A 17624-nucleotide genomic window follows, 5' to 3' on the forward strand; every position below is an offset into this window, starting at 1 on the left:
GCTCCTGTTCGTGATCGTTGACGCTCTTACTCCGTCAGATCACGTTGGCGGCACGTTGTCCAGACCCGCGTCCGTTCTATCGCCCCTCGATAGGGGGTGGCCGTCCTAGGGGCTCCTGCCAGGACGGGCCGTCTACTTTCGCTCCCCGAAGGGGGTATCCCTCCAAAAGGGGCGCCGGCCACATCGGACCGTCCCAGGGATTGAGACGGTCCCATGCGACGAACCACCCGGAAAACCCTCACCGGCCCCAGCTGAGGCACACCAGGCCTCATGCCGCCTGGCCCGTCTCCGCGGCCGTCAGGGGAGTGGCGATCTCCTCCAGGCCCTTGCGCTCGGCCTTGACGCCCAGGAAGAGCTCCACCAGACCCGCCAGGATCATGATGATGGCCCCGATCGAGAAGGCCAGCGCCGTGTCGCCCGGCACGCCCGTCTCGACCAGGTGGGCGAAGACGAGCGGGCCCGCGATGCCGCCCGCCGCCGTGCCGATGGCGAAGAAGAACGCTATGGCCATCGCCCGGGTCTCCATCGGGAAGATCTCGCTGACCGTCAGATACGCCGAACTGGCCCCCGCCGAGGCCACGAACAGCACCACCGACCAGCAGGCCGTCAGCGTCATCGCCGTGAGCGTCCCCTGGTTGAAGAGCCAGGCGGTGCCGAGCAGCAACAGCCCCGATCCGATGTACGTGGCGGAGATCATCGGAATCCGGCCGACCGTGTCGAAGAGCCGCCCCAGCAGCAGCGGGCCCAGGAAGTTGCCGACCGCGATGACCGCGAAGTAGTAGCCGGTATGCGTGTCGATCTTGTAGAACGTGGACAGGATCTGCGCGTACCCGAAGGTGATCGCGTTGTACAGGAACGCCTGGCCGATGAAGAGCGACAGACCGAGCACCGTCCGCTTGGGATAGAGCGCCACCATGGTGTGCGCGATCCGGACGAACCCGATGGACTTGCGCTGATGGATCGTCATCGACTGCTTCGGCTCCGGCAGGTCCCCGCCCACCTGGCGCTCGATGTCGTCGACGATCTCCTCGGCCTCCTGGCCACGGCCGTGGATGAACAGCCAGCGCGGGCTCTCCGGTACGTGCCGCCGTACGAGCAGAATGGCCAGACCCAGCACCACGCCCAGCCCGAAGGCGACGCGCCAGCCGATGTTGACCGGCAGGTCGTTCAGCAGCGGCACGGTCAACAGGGCGCCGCCCGCCGCCCCGAGCCAGTAGCTGCCGTTGATGATGATGTCGATCCGCCCCCGGTGGGCGCTCGGGATCAGCTCGTCGATGGCCGAGTTGATCGCCGCGTACTCCCCGCCGATGCCGAAGCCCGTCATGAACCTGAACAGGAAGAACCACCACGCGTCGAAGGACAACGCGGTCATCAGGGTCGCGACCAGGTAGACGACCAGCGTGATCAGGAACAGCTTCTTCCTGCCGAACCGGTCGGTCAGCCAGCCGAAGAACAGCGCCCCCGAGCAGGCACCCGCGACGTACAGCGCGGCGGCGAGGCCGGCGACCTGCGCCTGCGTGATGTCGAGGCCGCTTCCGGGTTTGGCGAGCTGGGCCGAGAGATTGCCCACGATGGTCACTTCGAGCCCGTCCAGGATCCAGACGGTGCCGAGGCCGATGACGATCATCCAGTGCCAGCGTGACCAGTGCAGCCGATCGAGTCTCGCGGGCACCTTGGTGGTGATGGTGCCAGTCTCCACGTCGCTCATGAAGTCAACTCGCTACCCCGAGGCTGGCTCGCAAACGTGCCGCGAAGCGGACCAGGCAGGCCGTGCCCTGCCCTCAGGGCACAGCCTGCCCGGTTTCAGGGCGCGACCCCGGCGAAACTGCCGCGTGATCTTCAGCTGCCATCATCCGGTCCCATGACCCGCCCCTTACTCGCGGGCGTGTGCCTGCTGGCCGCACTCCTGGGCTGCGGTGCCACGCCCCCCGCCGTAGCGACGCCTCCTGCCGTGGCGGCGCGGCCCGCCCCGTCCACCGAATCTTCTGGCGCGGCGGCGAGCCCGGCCGGGGTGCAGTATCACGCCACCGAACTACGCCCCGGCGACTGCATCGAGCCCATGCCCGAGAGCTTCCTGGTGACCGTGGTGCCTTGTACCGTGCCGCACTCGGCGGAGTACGGGACCACGTACGTCATCGCCGACGGCCCATGGCCGGGCATGGCCGAGATGCGACGCCTGTCCGAGAACGGCTGCGCGCCCAGGTTGCGGTACGTGGCGTCGAGGAGGGAGGAGGTCGGCCTCATGCAACTCATCCCCCTGGAGCAGGACTGGCCGAGGAACAGAACGGCGTACTGCCTGGCCGTCGCCTGGAACGGCGGGAAGCTCGTCGGCCACGTGCTCAAGTAGGAGCCGTCTACCCCCGTCGGACGAGTTCCGGAGCCTGATGCCCACGCTGCCTCTCCCGCCGGTACAAGATCGCCCGAGCGGCCATCACGACGCAGCCGATGCCGAGCAGCAGCCCCCAGGTGATGTCGGTGAGGAAGTGCATGCCGCGGTACAGGCGCGAGAAGGCGACGATGAGCGGGGCGGCGATGCCGAGCACCCAGATCACCACCTGGAGCGCCCTGTTGCGGACGTGCATGCTCAGGATGAGCGCGACCGAGCAGTAGAACCCGACCGCGGCGCTGACGTGTCCCGACGGGAAGCTGGAGGTGGGCGGTGCCGGGTCGATGTGCTGCACCGGCGGCCGGTGCCGGCCGACGGGCGTGGTGGTGGCCAGGAAGATGAGCGACTGGCTCCAGACGGCCGCGATCAGGAAGATCGATTCCCGCCAGCGCTTGTACACGAGCCTGAAGACGATCGCGCCTATCGCAGTGAGCGCCACGATGTAGGGAGTGTCAGAGAGGCTGGTGCCGAAGTCGGTGAGCGTGTTCCAGAGCGGGGTACGCCCGGCGGCCAGGCTCCGGCTCACCTCCGCCTCACCGGTGGGCCAGGCGACGATCAGCTTGCCCACGCCGAACGTCACCGCGGCCATCAGGAGCATCGGCACTAAGATCGTCAGCGCGTAATACTTCACGTGCTCAGCTTTGGTCATGGGTCACCTTCTCTGACTCGGGTTCCACTCCTTCGGCCAGCGGCGAGTTGGGCCTGCGGCCCTGCTCGCGCCGCCACGTCTCAAATCCCGCCGCGGTGGCGGCGACCACGGCCACGCCCAGGATGATCCCGGCGACCACGTCGCTCACCCAGTGCACGCCGAGCGCGATCCGGGTGTAGCCGACCGACAGCACCAGGAACCAGGCGACGGCCCAGGTCACGCGCCGCCCCCAGCGGGGCAGCATGGGCAGGAGGAGCAGGACGACCACTCCCGCGCCGAGCGTCACGTTGACCGCGTGGCCCGACGGGAAGGAGTCGCCGGGCGCGAGTGCGACGGGGTCCGGCAGGTGCGGTCTGGCGCGGGCAGTGATGATCTTGAGCGCGAGGCCGAGCAGCCCGCCCACGGTGATGGTGGTGATCGCCCAGACGGCCAGCCGTCGCGCGCCCTTGTGCCAGAGCCAGGCGGCGAACGCGATGACCGCGATGCGCCACGGCCACGGGCCGAACAGATCCGTCCATACGATGAGCACCCTGGTCACGCCTGGATGGGTGATCGCGTAGCCGTGCAGATCATCGGCGACCTGCTTGTCCAGTCCGTTGACCGGCATCTTGGCCACGACGAGCAGCAAGCTGAACGGGACCATGACGAGCGCCACCACGAGGCTGGCGATCGTCAGCCGCAGTCCCAGGCTGCGGTCAGGATCGACGCGAGCTTTGACCCATTGGCGGCTCACTGTCCTGATCCTCCCTCCATCGGCATTCGCGCTCGGCTACCCAGACAGCGGCCATTGATTCCTGCCTGAAAACCGGCGCCGAGGGTAGTCCGGTGACCATGTCCCCCACCGTGGCGGTCGTCGCGCACCGCAAGAAGACTCTCGGCGCAGGCCTGGACAGGCTGCGCGTGCTCATCACCGAAGAGGACGTCGGCGAGCTCCTCTGGTACGAGGTGCCCAAGAGCAAAAAGGCGCGTAAGAAGGTTCGCGAGGCGCTCAAGCAGGGCGCCGACCTGGTGTTCGTCTGGGGCGGCGATGGCATGGTGCAACGGTGCGCCGACGTGATGGCCGGTTCCGGCGTGCCGATGGCGGTCCTCCCGGCGGGGACCGGGAACCTGTTCGCCAACAACGTCGGCATCCCCATCGACCTCGAAGAGGCGGTACGCATCGGTTTCCACGGCCGGCGGGAGAAGCTGGACCTGGGAGTGCTGAACGGCGAGCACTTCGCGGTCATGGCGGGGGCCGGGTTCGAGGCCGAGATGATCGCCGACGCCGACCGGCAGGCCAAGGAGCGGCTCGGCAGGCTCAGCTACGTCAAGGCGGCCGTCCGGCACGTCGGCGGGCCGCTGGTGCCGATGGAGATCAAGATTGATGGGACGACCTGGTTCGACGGCGAGGCGAGCTGCCTGCTGCTGGGCAATGTGAGCACGATCGCCGGCGGCATCGAGGCGTTCGACGACGCCCGGCCGGACGACGGCTGGCTGGACGTCGGGGTCTCCACCGCCCAGGGGCCGGTCCAGTGGGCCCGGGTGATCGGCAGGATGGCCACGGGACGCTCCGACGACTCGCCGTTCGTCCGGATCACCCGCGCCAGGAAGGTGTCCGCCCGGTTCGGTGCTCCGCTGACGTACGAGCTGGACGGTGGAGACCGCGAGGCCACCACCTGCCTCAAGGCGAAGGTCGTCGCGGGCGCCCTCACGATCTGCCTGCCGCCGGACGAGCGCTCAGGCGAACGCTCAGACGAGCGCTCAGACGAACGCTCAGGCGAGCGGCTGGACGGACGCTCAGACGAGAGCTGGGACGGGTAGTCGTCATGAGCCGGCGGCCGCGGTGAACCGTAGCGTGCTCGGCTCCTCGCGCCCCCGCAGGTCGGCGGCGGTGGCCTCGGCGCCGCGCAGCGCCCGCAGCACGTTGCGCCCGGCCACCTTCGCCAGGTCGGCGTCCGACCAGCCCCGGTCGGCCAGGGCCGCGAACAGCCGAGGGTAGCCGCGCACGTCCTCCAGGCCGACGGGCAGCCCGTCACAGCCGTCGTAGTCGCCGCCGATGCCGAGGTGGTCGATACCGGCCACCTCGCGTATGTGCTCCATGTGCGCCACCACGTCGTCGAGCGTGACAGCGGGCTTGGGGTGCGACTTCTCCCAGGTGGCCAGGTACGCGTGGGTCGCCTCGTAGTCATGGGTGTCGACCCCGGCCGAGCGGGCGGCCTCGGTGGCGGCCTGCCGCCACTCCCAGCCGGCCTGCGACACGAAGGAGGGCACGAACACGGCCATGCACACCCCGCCGTTGCCCGCCAGCGTCTCCAGCACGTCATCCGGTACGTTGCGCGGCGTCGAACAGAGTGCGCGCGCCGACGAATGCGAGAAGATCACCGGCGCCCGCGTCACGCGCAGGGCGTGGCGCATCGTGTCGGCCGACACGTGGGACAGGTCGACCAGCATGCCCAGCCTGTTCATCTCCCGCACGACCTCCTCCCCGAACGCGGACAGCCCGTGGTTCACGGGGTCGTCGGTCGCCGAGTCGGCCCAAGGGGTGTTGTCGTTGTGGGTCAGCGTCATGTAGCGGACGCCGAGGGCGTACAGCATTCGCAGCGCCCCCAGCGAGCAGTCGATCGAATGACCGCCCTCGGCGCCCATCAGCGACGCGATCCGCCCGCCGGCGAAGACGCGCTCCACCTCGTCGGCCGTGGTCGCCAGGGCCAGCCGGTCGGGGTAGCGCCGGACCATGGCCCGTACGCAGTCGATCTGCTCCAAGGTGGCGGTGACCGCTTGCCCATTCGGCAGGCCGCACGGCACGAAAACCGACCAGAACTGCCCGCCGACCATCCCGGCCGCCATCCGGGGCAGGTCGGTATGGGTCCGATCGGAGGTGTCACCGCTGATCTCAAGCTGGTCGAAGTCGTAGCCGGTGAGCTGGCGCGCCGCCCAGGGCAGGTCGTTGTGCCCGTCGATCAGCGGGTGCTCGCGCAGCAGCTCGGTGACGCGGCGCAACGAGCCGGTGGACGTGGTCAGAGAAGGTGCTTCCATGTCGATCAGCCAATCACAGGGCCCCTCGTCGTGGCGGATCGACTTACGTCCAGGCGCTCCGCACGGCGAACCGGGCGCGTGCCGCACGCGCCCGGTTCGCCGTGCGGAGAGACGGCTCAGGTACGCCGCCAGCGGGCCTCTCCCAAGCAGTACAGGGCGAACAGCAGCAGCCCCAGCGCCACCACCGCCAGCAGCCACGGCCCCGCCGGGGTGTCGGCGAACGCCCTGAGCGTCGCGTCGATGCCCCCGGCCTTGTCGGGGTCGAAGGTGATGGCCGCCTGGATCACGAAGACCCCGGCCAGGCCGGCGATCAGGCCGCGCGCGATGTATCCGGCGAGCCCCAGCCGGTCCATCACCGCGCCGGCCCGCGGCGGCATCGGCCTGAGCTGCTTGCGGAACTCCTTCTTGATGCCGTACCGCACCCAGTAGATGCCGAGCGCGACGATGCCGAGCCCGATCAGGCCCACGATGACCTGTCCGGCCGGCAGTGCGAGCAGCTTGCCCGTCAGGTCCTGGGACCGCTTGTCATCGGATCCGGTTTTGCCGGTCAGCAGCATGGTCAGCAGCGCGGCACAGATGACCACGTAGACCACGGTCCGGCTGGCCGGCTCGACCCTGTCCTTGAGTTTGTGGGCGCCGAAGATCGCCTCAGACGCCTGCCACAGGGCCAGCGCGGCGAACCCGACGACCATGATCCATAAGAGCACGGCCCCGAACGGCAGCGCGGCCACCGTGCTGATCGCCCCGTTCTTGTCGGCCTGCTTCCCGCCGCTGCCGAAGGCGATCTGGATCGCCAGCACCCCGATCAGCCCATAAAGCACGCCACGGCAAACCAGCCCAACCCGCGCAAGCTTGTCCATAGTCGGGCTGTCTGCCGCCCGGCGTGCCATTGCCTCAGCTTCGCTCATGGATTCTCCCGAGAGTCGTCAAAGACCTCGAACTGCCCCGGATTCCACGCTCTAGACCTTCACCCGAGGAGACCAGGGACGGCGCTCAGTCCCGATCGTCCATGACGCCGTAGGTGGACGCCCGGAACAGGAAGGAGGCCCAGGAGCGGTAGGGCCGCCACGCCTCGGCCAGCTTCCGGTAGGCGGTCGGCGGCGCGTCCTCCTGCAGGCCGTACGCCTCACGCAGGATCGCGAACAGGCGCGGCTCGTCGCCCGGGAACGCGTCCGGGGCGCCCGCGCCGCGGATGAGGATGAGGCCGGCGGAGAACGGTCCGACGCCGGGCAGGGCCCGCAGCTCGGACAGGGCCTCCTCCGGCGCGAGCGCGCGCAGGTGCTCGGTGGTGAGCAGGCCGTCCAGCGCCGCGCGGGCCAGCCCGCGCACCCACTCCTCCTTCTGCGCGGGCAGGCCCAGGCCACCGGCCTCCAGCAGCGTCACAGGCGGGGGGAAGGCCGGATACACCTGCCCGTCCAAGGTGACCTTCGCGCCGTACCGCTCCGCGATGCGCTGCTTGAGGCGGGCGGCGATGAGCATCGACGAGCGCTGTACGATCACCGCCCAGCACGCCGCCTCCCACGGGCTCCAGAAGCACACCGGCCGCAGGCCGGGCCGGAGCCGCTGCAGGTCGCCGAGCACCGGGTCGTCCTCGCCGAGCCGGGAGAAACCGGCGCCGTCCACGTCGAGGGACAGGATCCGCGCCACCTCGCCACGGATGCCCGGCCCCGCGGGCCGCGTCGTTTCGACGGCGACCCCGCCCGGCGCGCCCGTCACGGTCACGCCGATCGGCAGCCAGTCGGACTCCGCGCAGTAGGCGAAGCGCAGCGCCCGCCCGTCGGAGGGCAGCGCGCTGGTGGCCGGCCAGTCCTCGACGAAGCGCAGCGAGGCACCGAAGTCGAACGGGCCCTCGGCGGTGAGCGTGAATCCGTGCGTGGTCATGCGCCGTATGTTAGGAGGCCGAGCGGATCTCATGTCGCCGGACACCGGTGTGACCTCGCACCGCCTCTGGGTAGGGGGCGACTGTAAGGCACGAGGAGGGGGACAGTCATGAGCCGCATCGGGGAATGGCTGAAGAAGGCCGAGGACCTGGCCAGAGGGCACTCCAAGCAGGCTGACAAGGTGCTGGACCGCGCCGAGCGCTTCGCCAAGGAGCGGACCGGCCACAAGTACGACGAGCACCTCGAAAAGGGCGCGGACACGGTCCGGCGCCGCTACGGGGGAGGCGAACCGCAGACCGGGCAGCCGCCGGTGCAGCCCGGACAGCCCCAGCCGCCGCCACCGGAACAGCCCGGTCAGCGCCCGGACTGACGCGCCGCAGGGCGCCTCTAACGGCGACGTCCACGCGGATCAGGGGCGCGCCGGGTGGCGGGCTGTTCCACCAGCGTGGCGCCCGTCTCCGCCTCCAGGGCCGGGGCGTAGCCCGCCGCTCGCAGGGCGGTCACCGTCTCCCGCTCCGGGCTGGCGCTGATCAATACGGTCGGGGCGATCAACCGCAGGCCGAGCGCGCGCAGCGGCTTGGCGTGGACGAGTTCGGCCAGCAGCGCCTCGTCGTCGGAGCGGATGCAGCAGCCGGATCTCACCACCCGCATCCGCCCGTGCGTCCGGCCCACGTCCTTGATCAGATACTCCAGCGGCTGCGGCAGGTCGCCCTCCGCCACGGCTCGGAGCTGGTCGAGCAGGGTGTCCGGTTGGTGGCCGGAGTCGAGGGCGTGCCGTACGGAGGCGTGGCTGATGCGCCACACCACCGCGTGGCCTTCCGATTCGCGGACGCCGACCGTGTTGAGCAGGGCGGCCAGGTTCGCCTCAGGGGCGCCGCTCACCACGGCGGTCAGGTCGGTCTGGAAGCGGGCCGTGGTCCGGGGCGCGGGCAGCATCCCGGTCAGGACCGGGGCGAGCGCGGCGTCCGGAGCCTTCCACGCCTCGCCGGTACGGAGCAGGTCGAGCACGGTGTGCCCGAGCCGCGTCAAGGCGCCCTGGCCGATGACACCGAGGAGCGCGGCCTCGCGGAGCGTGGACTCGATGCGCTGGACCCCGGCCGCCCCGTGCGGTATCCGTGCGGGGCGGTGCCAGGTCGTGGCGGGCACCAGGTACGGCGTCGCGTCGGCCGCGCGCAGCGAGGGGGCGGCGGCCAGGGCCTCCAGCAGCGCGTAACGCAGGCTGACGGCGTCCGGGTCGTCCAGGCCGGCCAGGGCGACGGGCGTCTGCTCGGGGTGGGGCCACCAGAGCGGGATGTCGCGGCACACGGCCCAGGCGGCGAGGATCGGCACCAGCCGCTGGGCGGGAGTGCGCGCCAGCCAGCGGTCATAGGCCCGGGTGGGCAGGACGACCTGGGTGGGAGGCGGCACCTTGGCGCGGCGGTTCGCGGGCGGTTCGGTGGGCTCGGCCAGGAGGCCCAGCAGGCCGGCGCGGAAGCAGAGCTCCAGCAGGAAGCGGACGGTTTCCGGGTCGGCGATCTCCTTGGCCAGGCGTTTGGTGTCGCGCACCGCGACCCCGCCGGATTTGCGTACGGTGAGCGGCTGTTCGGCGCAGCCGGCGAGCAGCCGTTCGAGTTGCCAGGTGAGCGTGCCCATCGCCGCCGCGGCCGCAGGCTCGACGCCTTCGGCCCGTTCCAGGTCGTGGGGCTCGGGAGGGTACGGCGTGAACGCCGCCCGTAGCTCGCCCCGGACCGCGATCGCGACCTCGGCGGGCAGCTCGGCCATGTGGGGCATGCCTGCCGGGAGCAGCAGCCCGCGCGCCGCCAGCCAGTCCGCGCCGGCGTGTCCCGACTCGCCGGCGAAGAAGGCGTACTTGTTGCTGCCGTACGACCCCGCCAGGTTGAAACAGTGGGCCTCGACCCTGGGCCCCTCGTACGTGAGCCGCTCCAGCAGTTCCGTGGCCGAGGCGGGCGCCCTGTCCAGCAGGGCGCGCAGGCGTGCCGGATCCGTCAGGTACGCCACGACGTCGCGTTCGGCGGCCTCCCGGCTCGGCGCCTTGTCCATCCCCAGCGCGGTGGCCAGCCGATGGACCTCGGGGGCGTTGAAATAGCGGGCGACCAGGTAGGCGACGGAGCGGCCCAGCCCCATGCCGTCCGCCAGGTTCCGGTGGACGTAGGGCGCCACCGTGCACTGCTCGCCATGGGGCGGCTGGAGGAGGGCCTGGTCGGCCAGCCGTTCGAGGGCGGCGTTCGCCTCCGCTCGCAGGTCCTGGTCCTGTCCCGCCAGGAGGGTCAGCACCTCGGCCCGGGGAACCGGGCGTGGGTCGGGGGTGCGCCAGTAGTCGTCGGGGAAGGGGCCGTAGCGCTGGGCGGCCAGCCAGGCGATCGCGCGCAGGACCTGGAGCTCGGGCAGCGTGCAGAAGCCCACCAGCCGGGCGACCACGTGATCCTGCTTGAGCAGATGGGCGTAGTCCTCCAGCGACGGCTCGCGACCGCGGGTGCGCAGCGCGCCGCGATCGGCCACGAGCGCCAGCTGCTCGGGAGCGCGCGTGGTGAGCCAGTCCATGAGAGCGTCGCGGGGCATGCCTGGCAGCGTAGTACGCGGCGGACGCCTGCTCTTCTCCATCGCGGCGAACCAGCAGGTCTAGGGACTCTCATCGGGGTATGAAGCCTCAGGGAGACCTAGGAGGCGCGCCCATGCGAGGTGAGGGAGAGGCCATGCTGGGCCGCCTGCTGGACGCGAGCCACCTGGCCGCGATCGAGGACCTGCCGGCCCTGCTCGCCCTGCACGCCGAACCGGCCGGGTTCTCCCACCCCACGATCTACGTGGTCGACCTGCAGCAGCAGTACCTCGTCCCGCTACCCGGCCAGCACGACGCGGCGGGGGAGTCGCTGCAGCCGATCCGCATCGACTCCACGCTCGCCGGGCGGGCCTACCGCAATGTGGAGATCGTACAGGCCAAGCACGCCGTCGAAGGGGAGCCGGAGCCGCCGGCCGACGGGGACCGGCGGCGGCTGTGGGTGCCGCTGCTCGACGGCACCGAACGGATCGGCATGCTGGCGGTGACCGTCTCCGCCGGCGATGACACCGCCGAGCTGCTGGTGAAGCAGCTGGCGGGCCTCGTCTCCCTGATGGTGATCAGCAAGCGCTCCATCAGCGACACCTACGCCTCGCTGGTGCGCGCGGAGTCGATGACCCTGTCGGCCGAGGTGCTGTGGAACCTGATGCCCAACAGCAGCTTCGCCAACGACAAGGTGGTGGTCAGCGCCGCCCTGGAGCCCGCCTACGACGTGGGCGGTGACGCGTTCGACTTCGCCATCGCCGGAGACACGCTGCACCTGTCGATGTTCGACGCCATGGGGCACGACACCTCCGCGGGGCTGACCGCGACGATCGCCGTCGGCGCCTGCCGCAACAACCGGCGACGGGGGACCGGCCTGCTGGCCGCGAGCGAGTTCATCGACGAGGCGATCGCCGACCAGTTCGACATGACCCGCTTCGCCACGGGCATCCTCGCCGACCTGAACCTCAAGACCGGCGAGCTGACCTGGGTCAACCGCGGGCACTACCCGCCACTGGTGATCCGGCGGGGCCGCCGGGTCGGCATCCTGGAGACGGTGCCGTCGCCGCCGATGGGTTTCCGGCTGGGCCTGTCCGCCGGTCTGGAGCACTACCAGCTCGAACCCGGCGATCGCCTGCTCTTCTACACCGACGGCATCGTCGAGGCGCAGAATCCGGAGGGGGAGATGTTCGGGCTCGAGCGGTTCACCGACTTCGTCGTGCGCCGCGAGGCCGACGGGGTGTCGGCGCCGGAGACGCTGCGCCGGCTGATCCAGTCGATCCTCGCGCACCAGCACGGCCGTCTCCAGGACGACGCCACGGTGCTGAGCGTGGAGTGGCGCGGCGAGAAGGAGCACCGGCTCACGATGTGAGCGGCCTTGACGCGCGATGTGAGCAACGCGATGGGAGCAACGCGATGGGAGTAAAAGGAGCACCGCCCTACGATGTGAGCCATGAAGAGCGGAGCGCTGCTGGTCGCGGGCACCACGTCGGACGCGGGCAAGAGCGTCGTCACCGCCGGGATCTGCCGCTGGCTGGCCCGTAAGGGTGTCCGCGTGGCGCCGTTCAAGGCCCAGAACATGTCGCTGAACTCGTACGTGACCGCCGACGGCGCCGAGATCGGCCGGGCCCAGGCCGTGCAGGCGCGGGCCGCGGGCCTCGAACCCGTCGCCGACATGAACCCGATCCTGCTCAAGCCGGGCAGCGACCGCCGCAGCCAGGTGGTCCTCATGGGGCAGCCGGTGGCCGACGTCGACGCGATGGAGTACGGCCGGCTCAAGGACCTGCTCCGTGAGAGCGCGCTGGCCTCGCTCGAACGGCTGCGCGGATCGTACGACGTGGTCATCTGCGAGGGCGCCGGCAGCCCCGCGGAGATCAACCTGCGCCGGGGCGACATCGCCAACATGGGCCTGGCCAGGGCGGCGAACCTGCCCGTGATCGTGGTGGGCGACATCGACCGCGGCGGCGTCTTCGCCGCCTTCTACGGCACGGTCGGCCTGCTGGACGCCGCCGACCAAGCTCTCATTTCCGGATTTGTCGTGAACAAGTTCCGAGGCGCGGCCGAGCTGCTCGAACCCGGCCTGGACCAGCTCAGAGACCTCACCGGCCGCCGCGTCTACGGCGTGCTGCCCTGGCTCGACGGGCTATGGATGGACGTCGAGGATTCCCTGGCCCTCGGCAGCCGCTCGATCGCCCCGCTGCGGCCCCACGGCGACCAGACGCTCCGCGTGGCGGTGGTCAAGCTGCCGAGGATCTCCAACTTCACCGACCTCGACGCCCTGGCAGCCGAGCCGGGGGTGCTCGTCCGCTTCGTGACCGATCCGGCCGAGCTCGACGACGCCGACCTGGTGGTCCTGCCCGGCTCGCGCGCGACGGTCAGTGACCTGGCCTGGCTCCGCGACACAGGACTGGCCGCCGCCGTCCGGCGGCGTACCGGCCCCGTCCTCGGCATCTGCGGCGGCTACCAGATGCTCGCCCGCGAGATCCACGACGACGTCGAGTCCGGCGCCGGCCGGGTCGAGGGCCTCGGCCTGCTTCCGGTCCGGGTCCGGTTCGCGGCGGGCAAGACGCTCGGCCGCCCGGCCGGTCACGCCTACGGGCATCCGGTCAGCGCGTACGAGATCCACCACGGCGTCGCGACCGTCGAAGGCGGCGAGCCGTTCCTCGACGGCTGCCGCGCGGGCGACGTGTGGGGCACCACCTGGCACGGCGCGCTGGAGAACGACGGCTTCCGCCGCGTCTTCCTCGCCGAGGTGGCCGAGCGGGCCGGGCGCGCCTTCGTCCCGGCGCCGGACACCGACTTCGCCCTGCTGCGCGAGAGCCGCCTGGACGCGCTCGGGGACCTGATCGAGCAGCACCTCGACACGGACGCCCTGCTCGACCTCATCGAGAACGGGCCGCCCGCCGTCCCGCCGCTGCCGCCGGGGGCTAGTGCAGGGTGAGCCGCTGGGCGCTGATCCAGTCGTCGATGAGCTCCCACTGGTCGTACAGCCACCGGATCCGCGCCTCGCGCGCCACGGGGATCCGCGAGGCGGGCACCCGCCACCACTTCGCGGTGATGTGCGCGCTGACGGGCAGCTTGCGCCACACGTCGCCGATCGTGATGAGGTCGTCCAGGCCGGTGTGCGCGACGAAGATGACATCGGCCGCCGGGCAGGACTCGATGGCCGCGATGGCGCCGCCGGGGCGGGGCGGCAGCAGGTGGTCCATGCCGCGGGCCCGCGACGCCTCCTCTTTCAGCCCTTTCTCCTCCAGCCGCCGGATAGCCAGCCGGCGGCGGCGCGGGGTGAAGTTGCCGCCCTCAGGGAAGATCACCAGAGCGTCGTCCTCGTCCATGGGCGCGGACAGCCGCCTGATCTCGTCGACGATGCCGCTCTCGGCGGTGCGGCGGGGGACGAAGGCGTTCGGCAACCGGTTGATCACCACGTCCAGCGACGGGTCGAACTGCAGCGCCGCCTTCATCACGATCCGGGGCCGCCGACCGTACAGGGAGAGGAGATGGTAGATCAGCAGGAAGGAGTCGCCGGGACCCGCGTGCCGGGCCAGGACGATCACCGGACGGGTGAGCCGGGCGGCCTGCTCCTCTTCGGTGAGCGGCGGTTCGTGGATGTCGACGGTGAGCCGGAAGATCCGCACGGCGGCGCCGTACACCTTGGTCAGGAACCACTTGATCAGCGCGTAGTGCCGCTCCTGATCCCGGTCGCGGCCGAACGCCCCCGCCACCCAGAGCCCGAGGCAGGCGATGAGCACCGCCGACTCCAGCGTCAGCCAGGCCACCCCGAACCAGACGAAGCGCAGCCCACGGCGCTGCGGCGGCGGGAGCCGCAGTGAGGCGGCGAACGTCACCCCGACCCACACCGGCAACGTGATGAGCACGACCACGGTCACCACGATGACCAGGGGGGCGAGGATGAGCCGTCGCAGGATGCGTGGGGGCAGCAACGTCGGCCTCCAGGATGTCAGGTCTTCATCGTCCTCCTGTCCGCAGGTATCGGGAAGATGCGTGATAGGCGCGTTCGATGTAGTGGGAGATCTGTGACAGGTCGCGGTAGCGCAGGTTCGACAGCGGCCGCGTCACTCCGGCGGGCAGCACGTGCACCTCGACGTCGGGCGGCAACGTGGCCATCTCCTCGGCGAACCGGTGCCTGCGCGCGATCTCGAACGCCACCATGCCCACCTCCCAGGGCCGCCGCGGCACGCTGAGCGGGCGCTCGATCCGCCCGACGTGCAGGACGTAGACGCGCTTGGCCCCCAGTTGTACGGCCCGGCCGACGGGGATGCTGTGCACCAGGCCGCCGTCGAAGAAGTGCTCACCGTCGATGGACACGAACGGCAGCAGCCCGGGCACCGCGCACGAGGCCAGCACGGCGTCGACCACCGGCCCGCGGTCGAACCAGTGCGCCGTGGCCCGCTCCACCGAGGCCGCCACGCACTGGAACGGCACGGCCAGCTCCTCGATCCGCGAAACCGGCAACATCTCGCTCAACAACCCTCGAAGCGGCCCGATCGGGTGCAGATGGGTGCCGGTCTTCGCCAAGGTGGACAGGCGGGTGACCCACGAACCGGCGAACGCCGTACGGACCACATCGGAGCGCCACAGCGACGACAGCCGCTGCACCGCGCAGCCGGGATCGGCGGCCAGCAGCACGCCGTTCAGGGCGCCGACGGACGTGCCGACCACGAGGTCGGGCACGATGCCCTCCTCGTCGAGCGCCTGGAGCATGCCCACTTCGTGCGCGCCGAGCACACCGCCGCCACCGAGCACGAACGCCGTCTGCACAGCAGCACATTACCGGCAGCACGCCCCAAGGCCCGTCAGCTGTCCATGGCCAGGCGGATGCCGAAGGCGACGATCACGATGCCCGTCACGCGATCCAGCAGGCGTTTGACGGCCGGGGTGCGCAGGGCGCCGCTCATGAGGGCGGCGAAGCCGACCAGCACGGCGCTCCACAGCAGCCCCTCGCCCACGTGCACCCCGGCCAGCAGCAGGCCCCATGGCCGCGTGCGGGGCGTCCGCCGGGACGAAAGTCGACAGGCCCACCGCGGTCAGCAGGCCCCAGGTGAGGGTGCCCACCTGGACGCCCAGCACGACACCCCAGGCGGGACGCCTGCCGGACAGCAGCGACGTACGCAGGATGAGCGCCGTGTCGAGGCCCGGAGTGATGGTCAGGAGGGCGACCACCGCGGCGAATGACCAGATGGAGGGGGCTATGTCCATGCTCGGGAGCGTAGTTCACCCCCCTCGTACGGCGGGAGGCGGCCATGCGCGCGCCACCTCCCGGCACCTGGGGGAATCAGGGGATCAGGAGCAGCTTGCCCGTCGTACGGCGGGCGGCAAGGTCCTCGTGCGCGCGGCCCGCCTCGGACAGCGGATAGCGCTGCGAGATGTTGATTTTCAGCTCCCCGTCGGCGATCCACCCGAACAGGTCGGAGGCCCGCCACAGCAGCTCCTCCCGCTCGGCGATGTAGTTGACCAGCGTCGGCCTGGTCAGGAAGAGCGAGCCCTCCTTGTTGAGCCGCTGCGGATCGACCGGCGGCACCGGCCCGCTGGCCGCCCCGTACAGCGCCATGAGCCCGCGCGGCCGCAGCGCCGCCAGCCCGCCGTCGAACGTGGTCGCCCCGACACCGTCGTAGACCACGTCCACCTGATCGCGCAGGATGTCGGCGAAGTCGTCGTAGCGCAGCACCTCGTCGGCCCCGGCCGCGCGGGCCACCTTCTCCTTCTCCTCGCTGGAGACGGTGGTGTGCACGGTCGCGCCCCTGAGCTTGGCGATCTGGATGAGCAGCTGGCCCATGCCGCCGGCTCCCGCGTGCACGAGGACGCTGTCGCCCTGCTTCACCTCGTACGTGGAGTGCGTGAGGTAGTGGGCCGTCATGCCCTGCAGCATCGCCGCGGCGGCCACCTCGGCCGGGACACCGGCGGGCACGGGCACCACCCGGTCGGCCGGGACCACGGCCTTCTCGCTGTAACTGCCGAGCACGCTGGCCCAGGCCACGGTGTCGCCGACGGACACGTCCGACACCTGGGAGCCTACGGCGGAGACGACACCCGCCCCCTCCGACCCGATCGAGCTGGGCAGATTGAGCGGGTACGCCCCGGAGCGGTGGTAGATGTCGATGAAGTTGACGCCGCTGGCCGCGACGTCGACGACTACTTCCCCGTCACCTGGCTCCGGGGCGGGACGCTCTACGTACTCGAGGACCTCTGGGCCGCCCTGGGCGGTGATGACTATGGCACGCATGCCCCTAGTCAACCTCTTGTCCGCACCCTCGATTCCACCTCCCGACAGAACCTTGGGTGTTTCACCCGATCCTGGCCAGGGCGCCCGCCTCCAGCGCGACCCAGATCGCGCCGTCGGGGCCCACCGTGAGCCCGTGCGGCTCGGCCTGGACGCCGCGCGACGGCAGCGCGTACTCCTCCAGGTCGCCCCCGGTCGTGATGCGGCCCACGCGGTCGGCGGCCCACTCGGTGAACCAGAGGGCGCCGTCCGCGCCGGCGATGATGGCGTGCGGCCGACAGGCCCGATCCGGCAACGGATATTCAGTAATTTTTCCGGAAAGGTCCACGCGGCCGATCTGGCCCGCGCCGATCTCCACGAACCACAGCGCCCCATCGGGACCCGCGGTGATGCCCACCGGCGCGGCCCCCTCCGTCGGCAGCTCATGGATCGTCACCGCGCCCGACAGCGCGATGCGGCCGATGGCGTTGCCCTGATTGAGGGCGAACCAGAGGGCGTCGTCCGGCCCGGCGGTGATGGCCGCGGGCATGCCGCCCATCACGGGGATCTCGAACTCGGTCCGCGCCCCGTCCGCTCCGATCCGTCCGATCTTGTCGGCGTGCATCCGCGTGAACCACATGGCCCCGTCCGGCCCGGCGGCGATCCCGTAGGCACCCTCCGCCTCGAACGACGTCACCTGACCCGACCCGGTGATCCGCCCCACCCGGCCGCCCTGGAACTCGGTGAACCACATGGCCCCGTCGGCTCCCGGCACGATGACGCTCGGCCCGCCGTCCGCCGGGTCGAGCTGGTGGATCACGGGTTCCGCACCCGGCACCAGCCTGCCGACCCGGCCCTGGTGCACGAGGGTGAACCAGAGCGCGCCGTCAGGGCCGGTGGCGATGCCGTACGGAGCGCCGTCAGAGATCTCGATCAGCATG

The 17624-nt window shown here is 70.8% G+C and carries 17 protein-coding genes and 1 pseudogene; 5 read left to right on the forward strand and 13 right to left on the reverse strand.

The genetic code is table 11. From position 1 onward, the window contains the following. Window positions 1-268: 268 nt before the first annotated feature. Entirely contained in the window at window positions 269-1708 is a 1440-nt protein-coding gene (locus LDL49_RS19265) for an MFS transporter (RefSeq protein WP_225292468.1), read from the reverse strand. Between the two features lie 153 nt (window positions 1709-1861). Here LDL49_RS19265 and LDL49_RS19270 point away from each other — a divergent pair, with 153 nt between their 5' ends. Beyond that, window positions 1862-2347, forward strand: a complete 486-nt coding sequence (locus LDL49_RS19270; RefSeq protein WP_225292469.1) for a hypothetical protein — start codon at window positions 1862-1864, stop codon at window positions 2345-2347. A 7-nt stretch (window positions 2348-2354) separates the two neighbouring features. Here the strand turns inward: LDL49_RS19270 and LDL49_RS19275 are convergent, their stop codons facing one another. Continuing rightward, window positions 2355-3035 (reverse strand): phosphatase PAP2 family protein, encoded by a 681-nt coding sequence (locus tag LDL49_RS19275; protein ID WP_225292470.1) that lies wholly within the window; start codon window positions 3033-3035, stop codon window positions 2355-2357. Further along, on the reverse strand, window positions 3022-3768 hold the full coding sequence (locus tag LDL49_RS19280) for a phosphatase PAP2 family protein (RefSeq protein ID WP_225292471.1): 747 nt from the start codon (window positions 3766-3768) through the stop codon (window positions 3022-3024). The genes LDL49_RS19275 and LDL49_RS19280 overlap by 14 nt, the downstream gene beginning before the upstream one ends. Before the next feature lie 98 nt (window positions 3769-3866). Between LDL49_RS19280 and LDL49_RS19285 the strand changes: the two genes are divergently transcribed. Beyond that, the gene (locus LDL49_RS19285; protein WP_225292617.1) at window positions 3867-4835 is read left to right on the forward strand and encodes a diacylglycerol/lipid kinase family protein; all 969 of its coding nucleotides are present in this window, start codon (window positions 3867-3869) and stop codon (window positions 4833-4835) included. A 3-nt stretch (window positions 4836-4838) separates the two neighbouring features. On the opposite strand, the gene LDL49_RS19290 is transcribed toward LDL49_RS19285, so the two are convergent. From LDL49_RS19290 to LDL49_RS19300, 3 genes are all read right to left on the reverse strand, one after another. Next, complete coding sequence (locus tag LDL49_RS19290; protein WP_225292472.1) at window positions 4839-6050, reverse strand: dipeptidase; 1212 nt, start codon at window positions 6048-6050, stop codon at window positions 4839-4841. A 116-nt stretch (window positions 6051-6166) separates the two neighbouring features. Next, complete coding sequence (locus LDL49_RS19295) at window positions 6167-6958, reverse strand: DUF1206 domain-containing protein (RefSeq protein WP_225292473.1); 792 nt, start codon at window positions 6956-6958, stop codon at window positions 6167-6169. An 85-nt stretch (window positions 6959-7043) separates the two neighbouring features. Further along, the gene (locus tag LDL49_RS19300) at window positions 7044-7931 is read right to left on the reverse strand and encodes a DNA-3-methyladenine glycosylase family protein (RefSeq protein WP_225292474.1); all 888 of its coding nucleotides are present in this window, start codon (window positions 7929-7931) and stop codon (window positions 7044-7046) included. A 108-nt stretch (window positions 7932-8039) separates the two neighbouring features. Here LDL49_RS19300 and LDL49_RS19305 point away from each other — a divergent pair, with 108 nt between their 5' ends. Beyond that, on the forward strand, window positions 8040-8300 hold the full coding sequence (locus tag LDL49_RS19305; protein ID WP_225292475.1) for an antitoxin: 261 nt from the start codon (window positions 8040-8042) through the stop codon (window positions 8298-8300). 17 nt (window positions 8301-8317) lie between these two features. Here the strand turns inward: LDL49_RS19305 and LDL49_RS19310 are convergent, their stop codons facing one another. Next, window positions 8318-10489: a helicase-associated domain-containing protein gene (locus tag LDL49_RS19310; RefSeq protein WP_225292476.1), complete on the reverse strand. Its 2172-nt coding sequence runs from the start codon at window positions 10487-10489 to the stop codon at window positions 8318-8320. A 113-nt stretch (window positions 10490-10602) separates the two neighbouring features. Here LDL49_RS19310 and LDL49_RS19315 point away from each other — a divergent pair, with 113 nt between their 5' ends. Then, complete coding sequence (locus tag LDL49_RS19315) at window positions 10603-11838, forward strand: PP2C family protein-serine/threonine phosphatase (RefSeq protein WP_225292477.1); 1236 nt, start codon at window positions 10603-10605, stop codon at window positions 11836-11838. 81 nt (window positions 11839-11919) lie between these two features. Continuing rightward, the gene (locus LDL49_RS19320; RefSeq protein ID WP_225292478.1) at window positions 11920-13407 is read left to right on the forward strand and encodes a cobyric acid synthase; all 1488 of its coding nucleotides are present in this window, start codon (window positions 11920-11922) and stop codon (window positions 13405-13407) included. Here the strand turns inward: LDL49_RS19320 and LDL49_RS19325 are convergent. From LDL49_RS19325 to LDL49_RS19350, 6 genes and pseudogenes are all read right to left on the reverse strand, one after another. After that, window positions 13394-14407 carry a 1-acyl-sn-glycerol-3-phosphate acyltransferase gene (locus LDL49_RS19325; RefSeq protein WP_225292479.1) on the reverse strand — a complete coding sequence of 338 codons (1014 nt, stop codon included), beginning with the start codon at window positions 14405-14407 and terminating at the stop codon, window positions 13394-13396. The genes LDL49_RS19320 and LDL49_RS19325 overlap by 14 nt on opposite strands. A gap of 25 nt (window positions 14408-14432) precedes the next feature. Continuing rightward, window positions 14433-15245, reverse strand: coding sequence for a patatin-like phospholipase family protein (locus LDL49_RS19330; protein WP_225292480.1), 813 nt, complete (start codon window positions 15243-15245; stop codon window positions 14433-14435). Between the two features lie 35 nt (window positions 15246-15280). Further along, the gene (locus LDL49_RS19335) at window positions 15281-15439 is read right to left on the reverse strand and encodes a LysE family transporter (RefSeq protein ID WP_225292481.1); all 159 of its coding nucleotides are present in this window, start codon (window positions 15437-15439) and stop codon (window positions 15281-15283) included. A gap of 103 nt (window positions 15440-15542) precedes the next feature. After that, a pseudogene (locus tag LDL49_RS59190) lies at window positions 15543-15683 on the reverse strand (LysE family translocator); the annotation flags it as partial. Window positions 15684-15759: 76 nt separating this feature from the next. Then, on the reverse strand, window positions 15760-16707 hold the full coding sequence (locus LDL49_RS19345; RefSeq protein ID WP_225292482.1) for a quinone oxidoreductase family protein: 948 nt from the start codon (window positions 16705-16707) through the stop codon (window positions 15760-15762). Window positions 16708-16768: 61 nt separating this feature from the next. Continuing rightward, complete coding sequence (locus LDL49_RS19350) at window positions 16769-17623, reverse strand: Vgb family protein (RefSeq protein ID WP_225292483.1); 855 nt, start codon at window positions 17621-17623, stop codon at window positions 16769-16771. Window position 17624 lies beyond the last annotated feature (1 nt).

The organism is Nonomuraea aurantiaca, assembly GCF_020215705.1.
Taxonomy (GTDB): domain Bacteria; phylum Actinomycetota; class Actinomycetes; order Streptosporangiales; family Streptosporangiaceae; genus Nonomuraea; species Nonomuraea aurantiaca.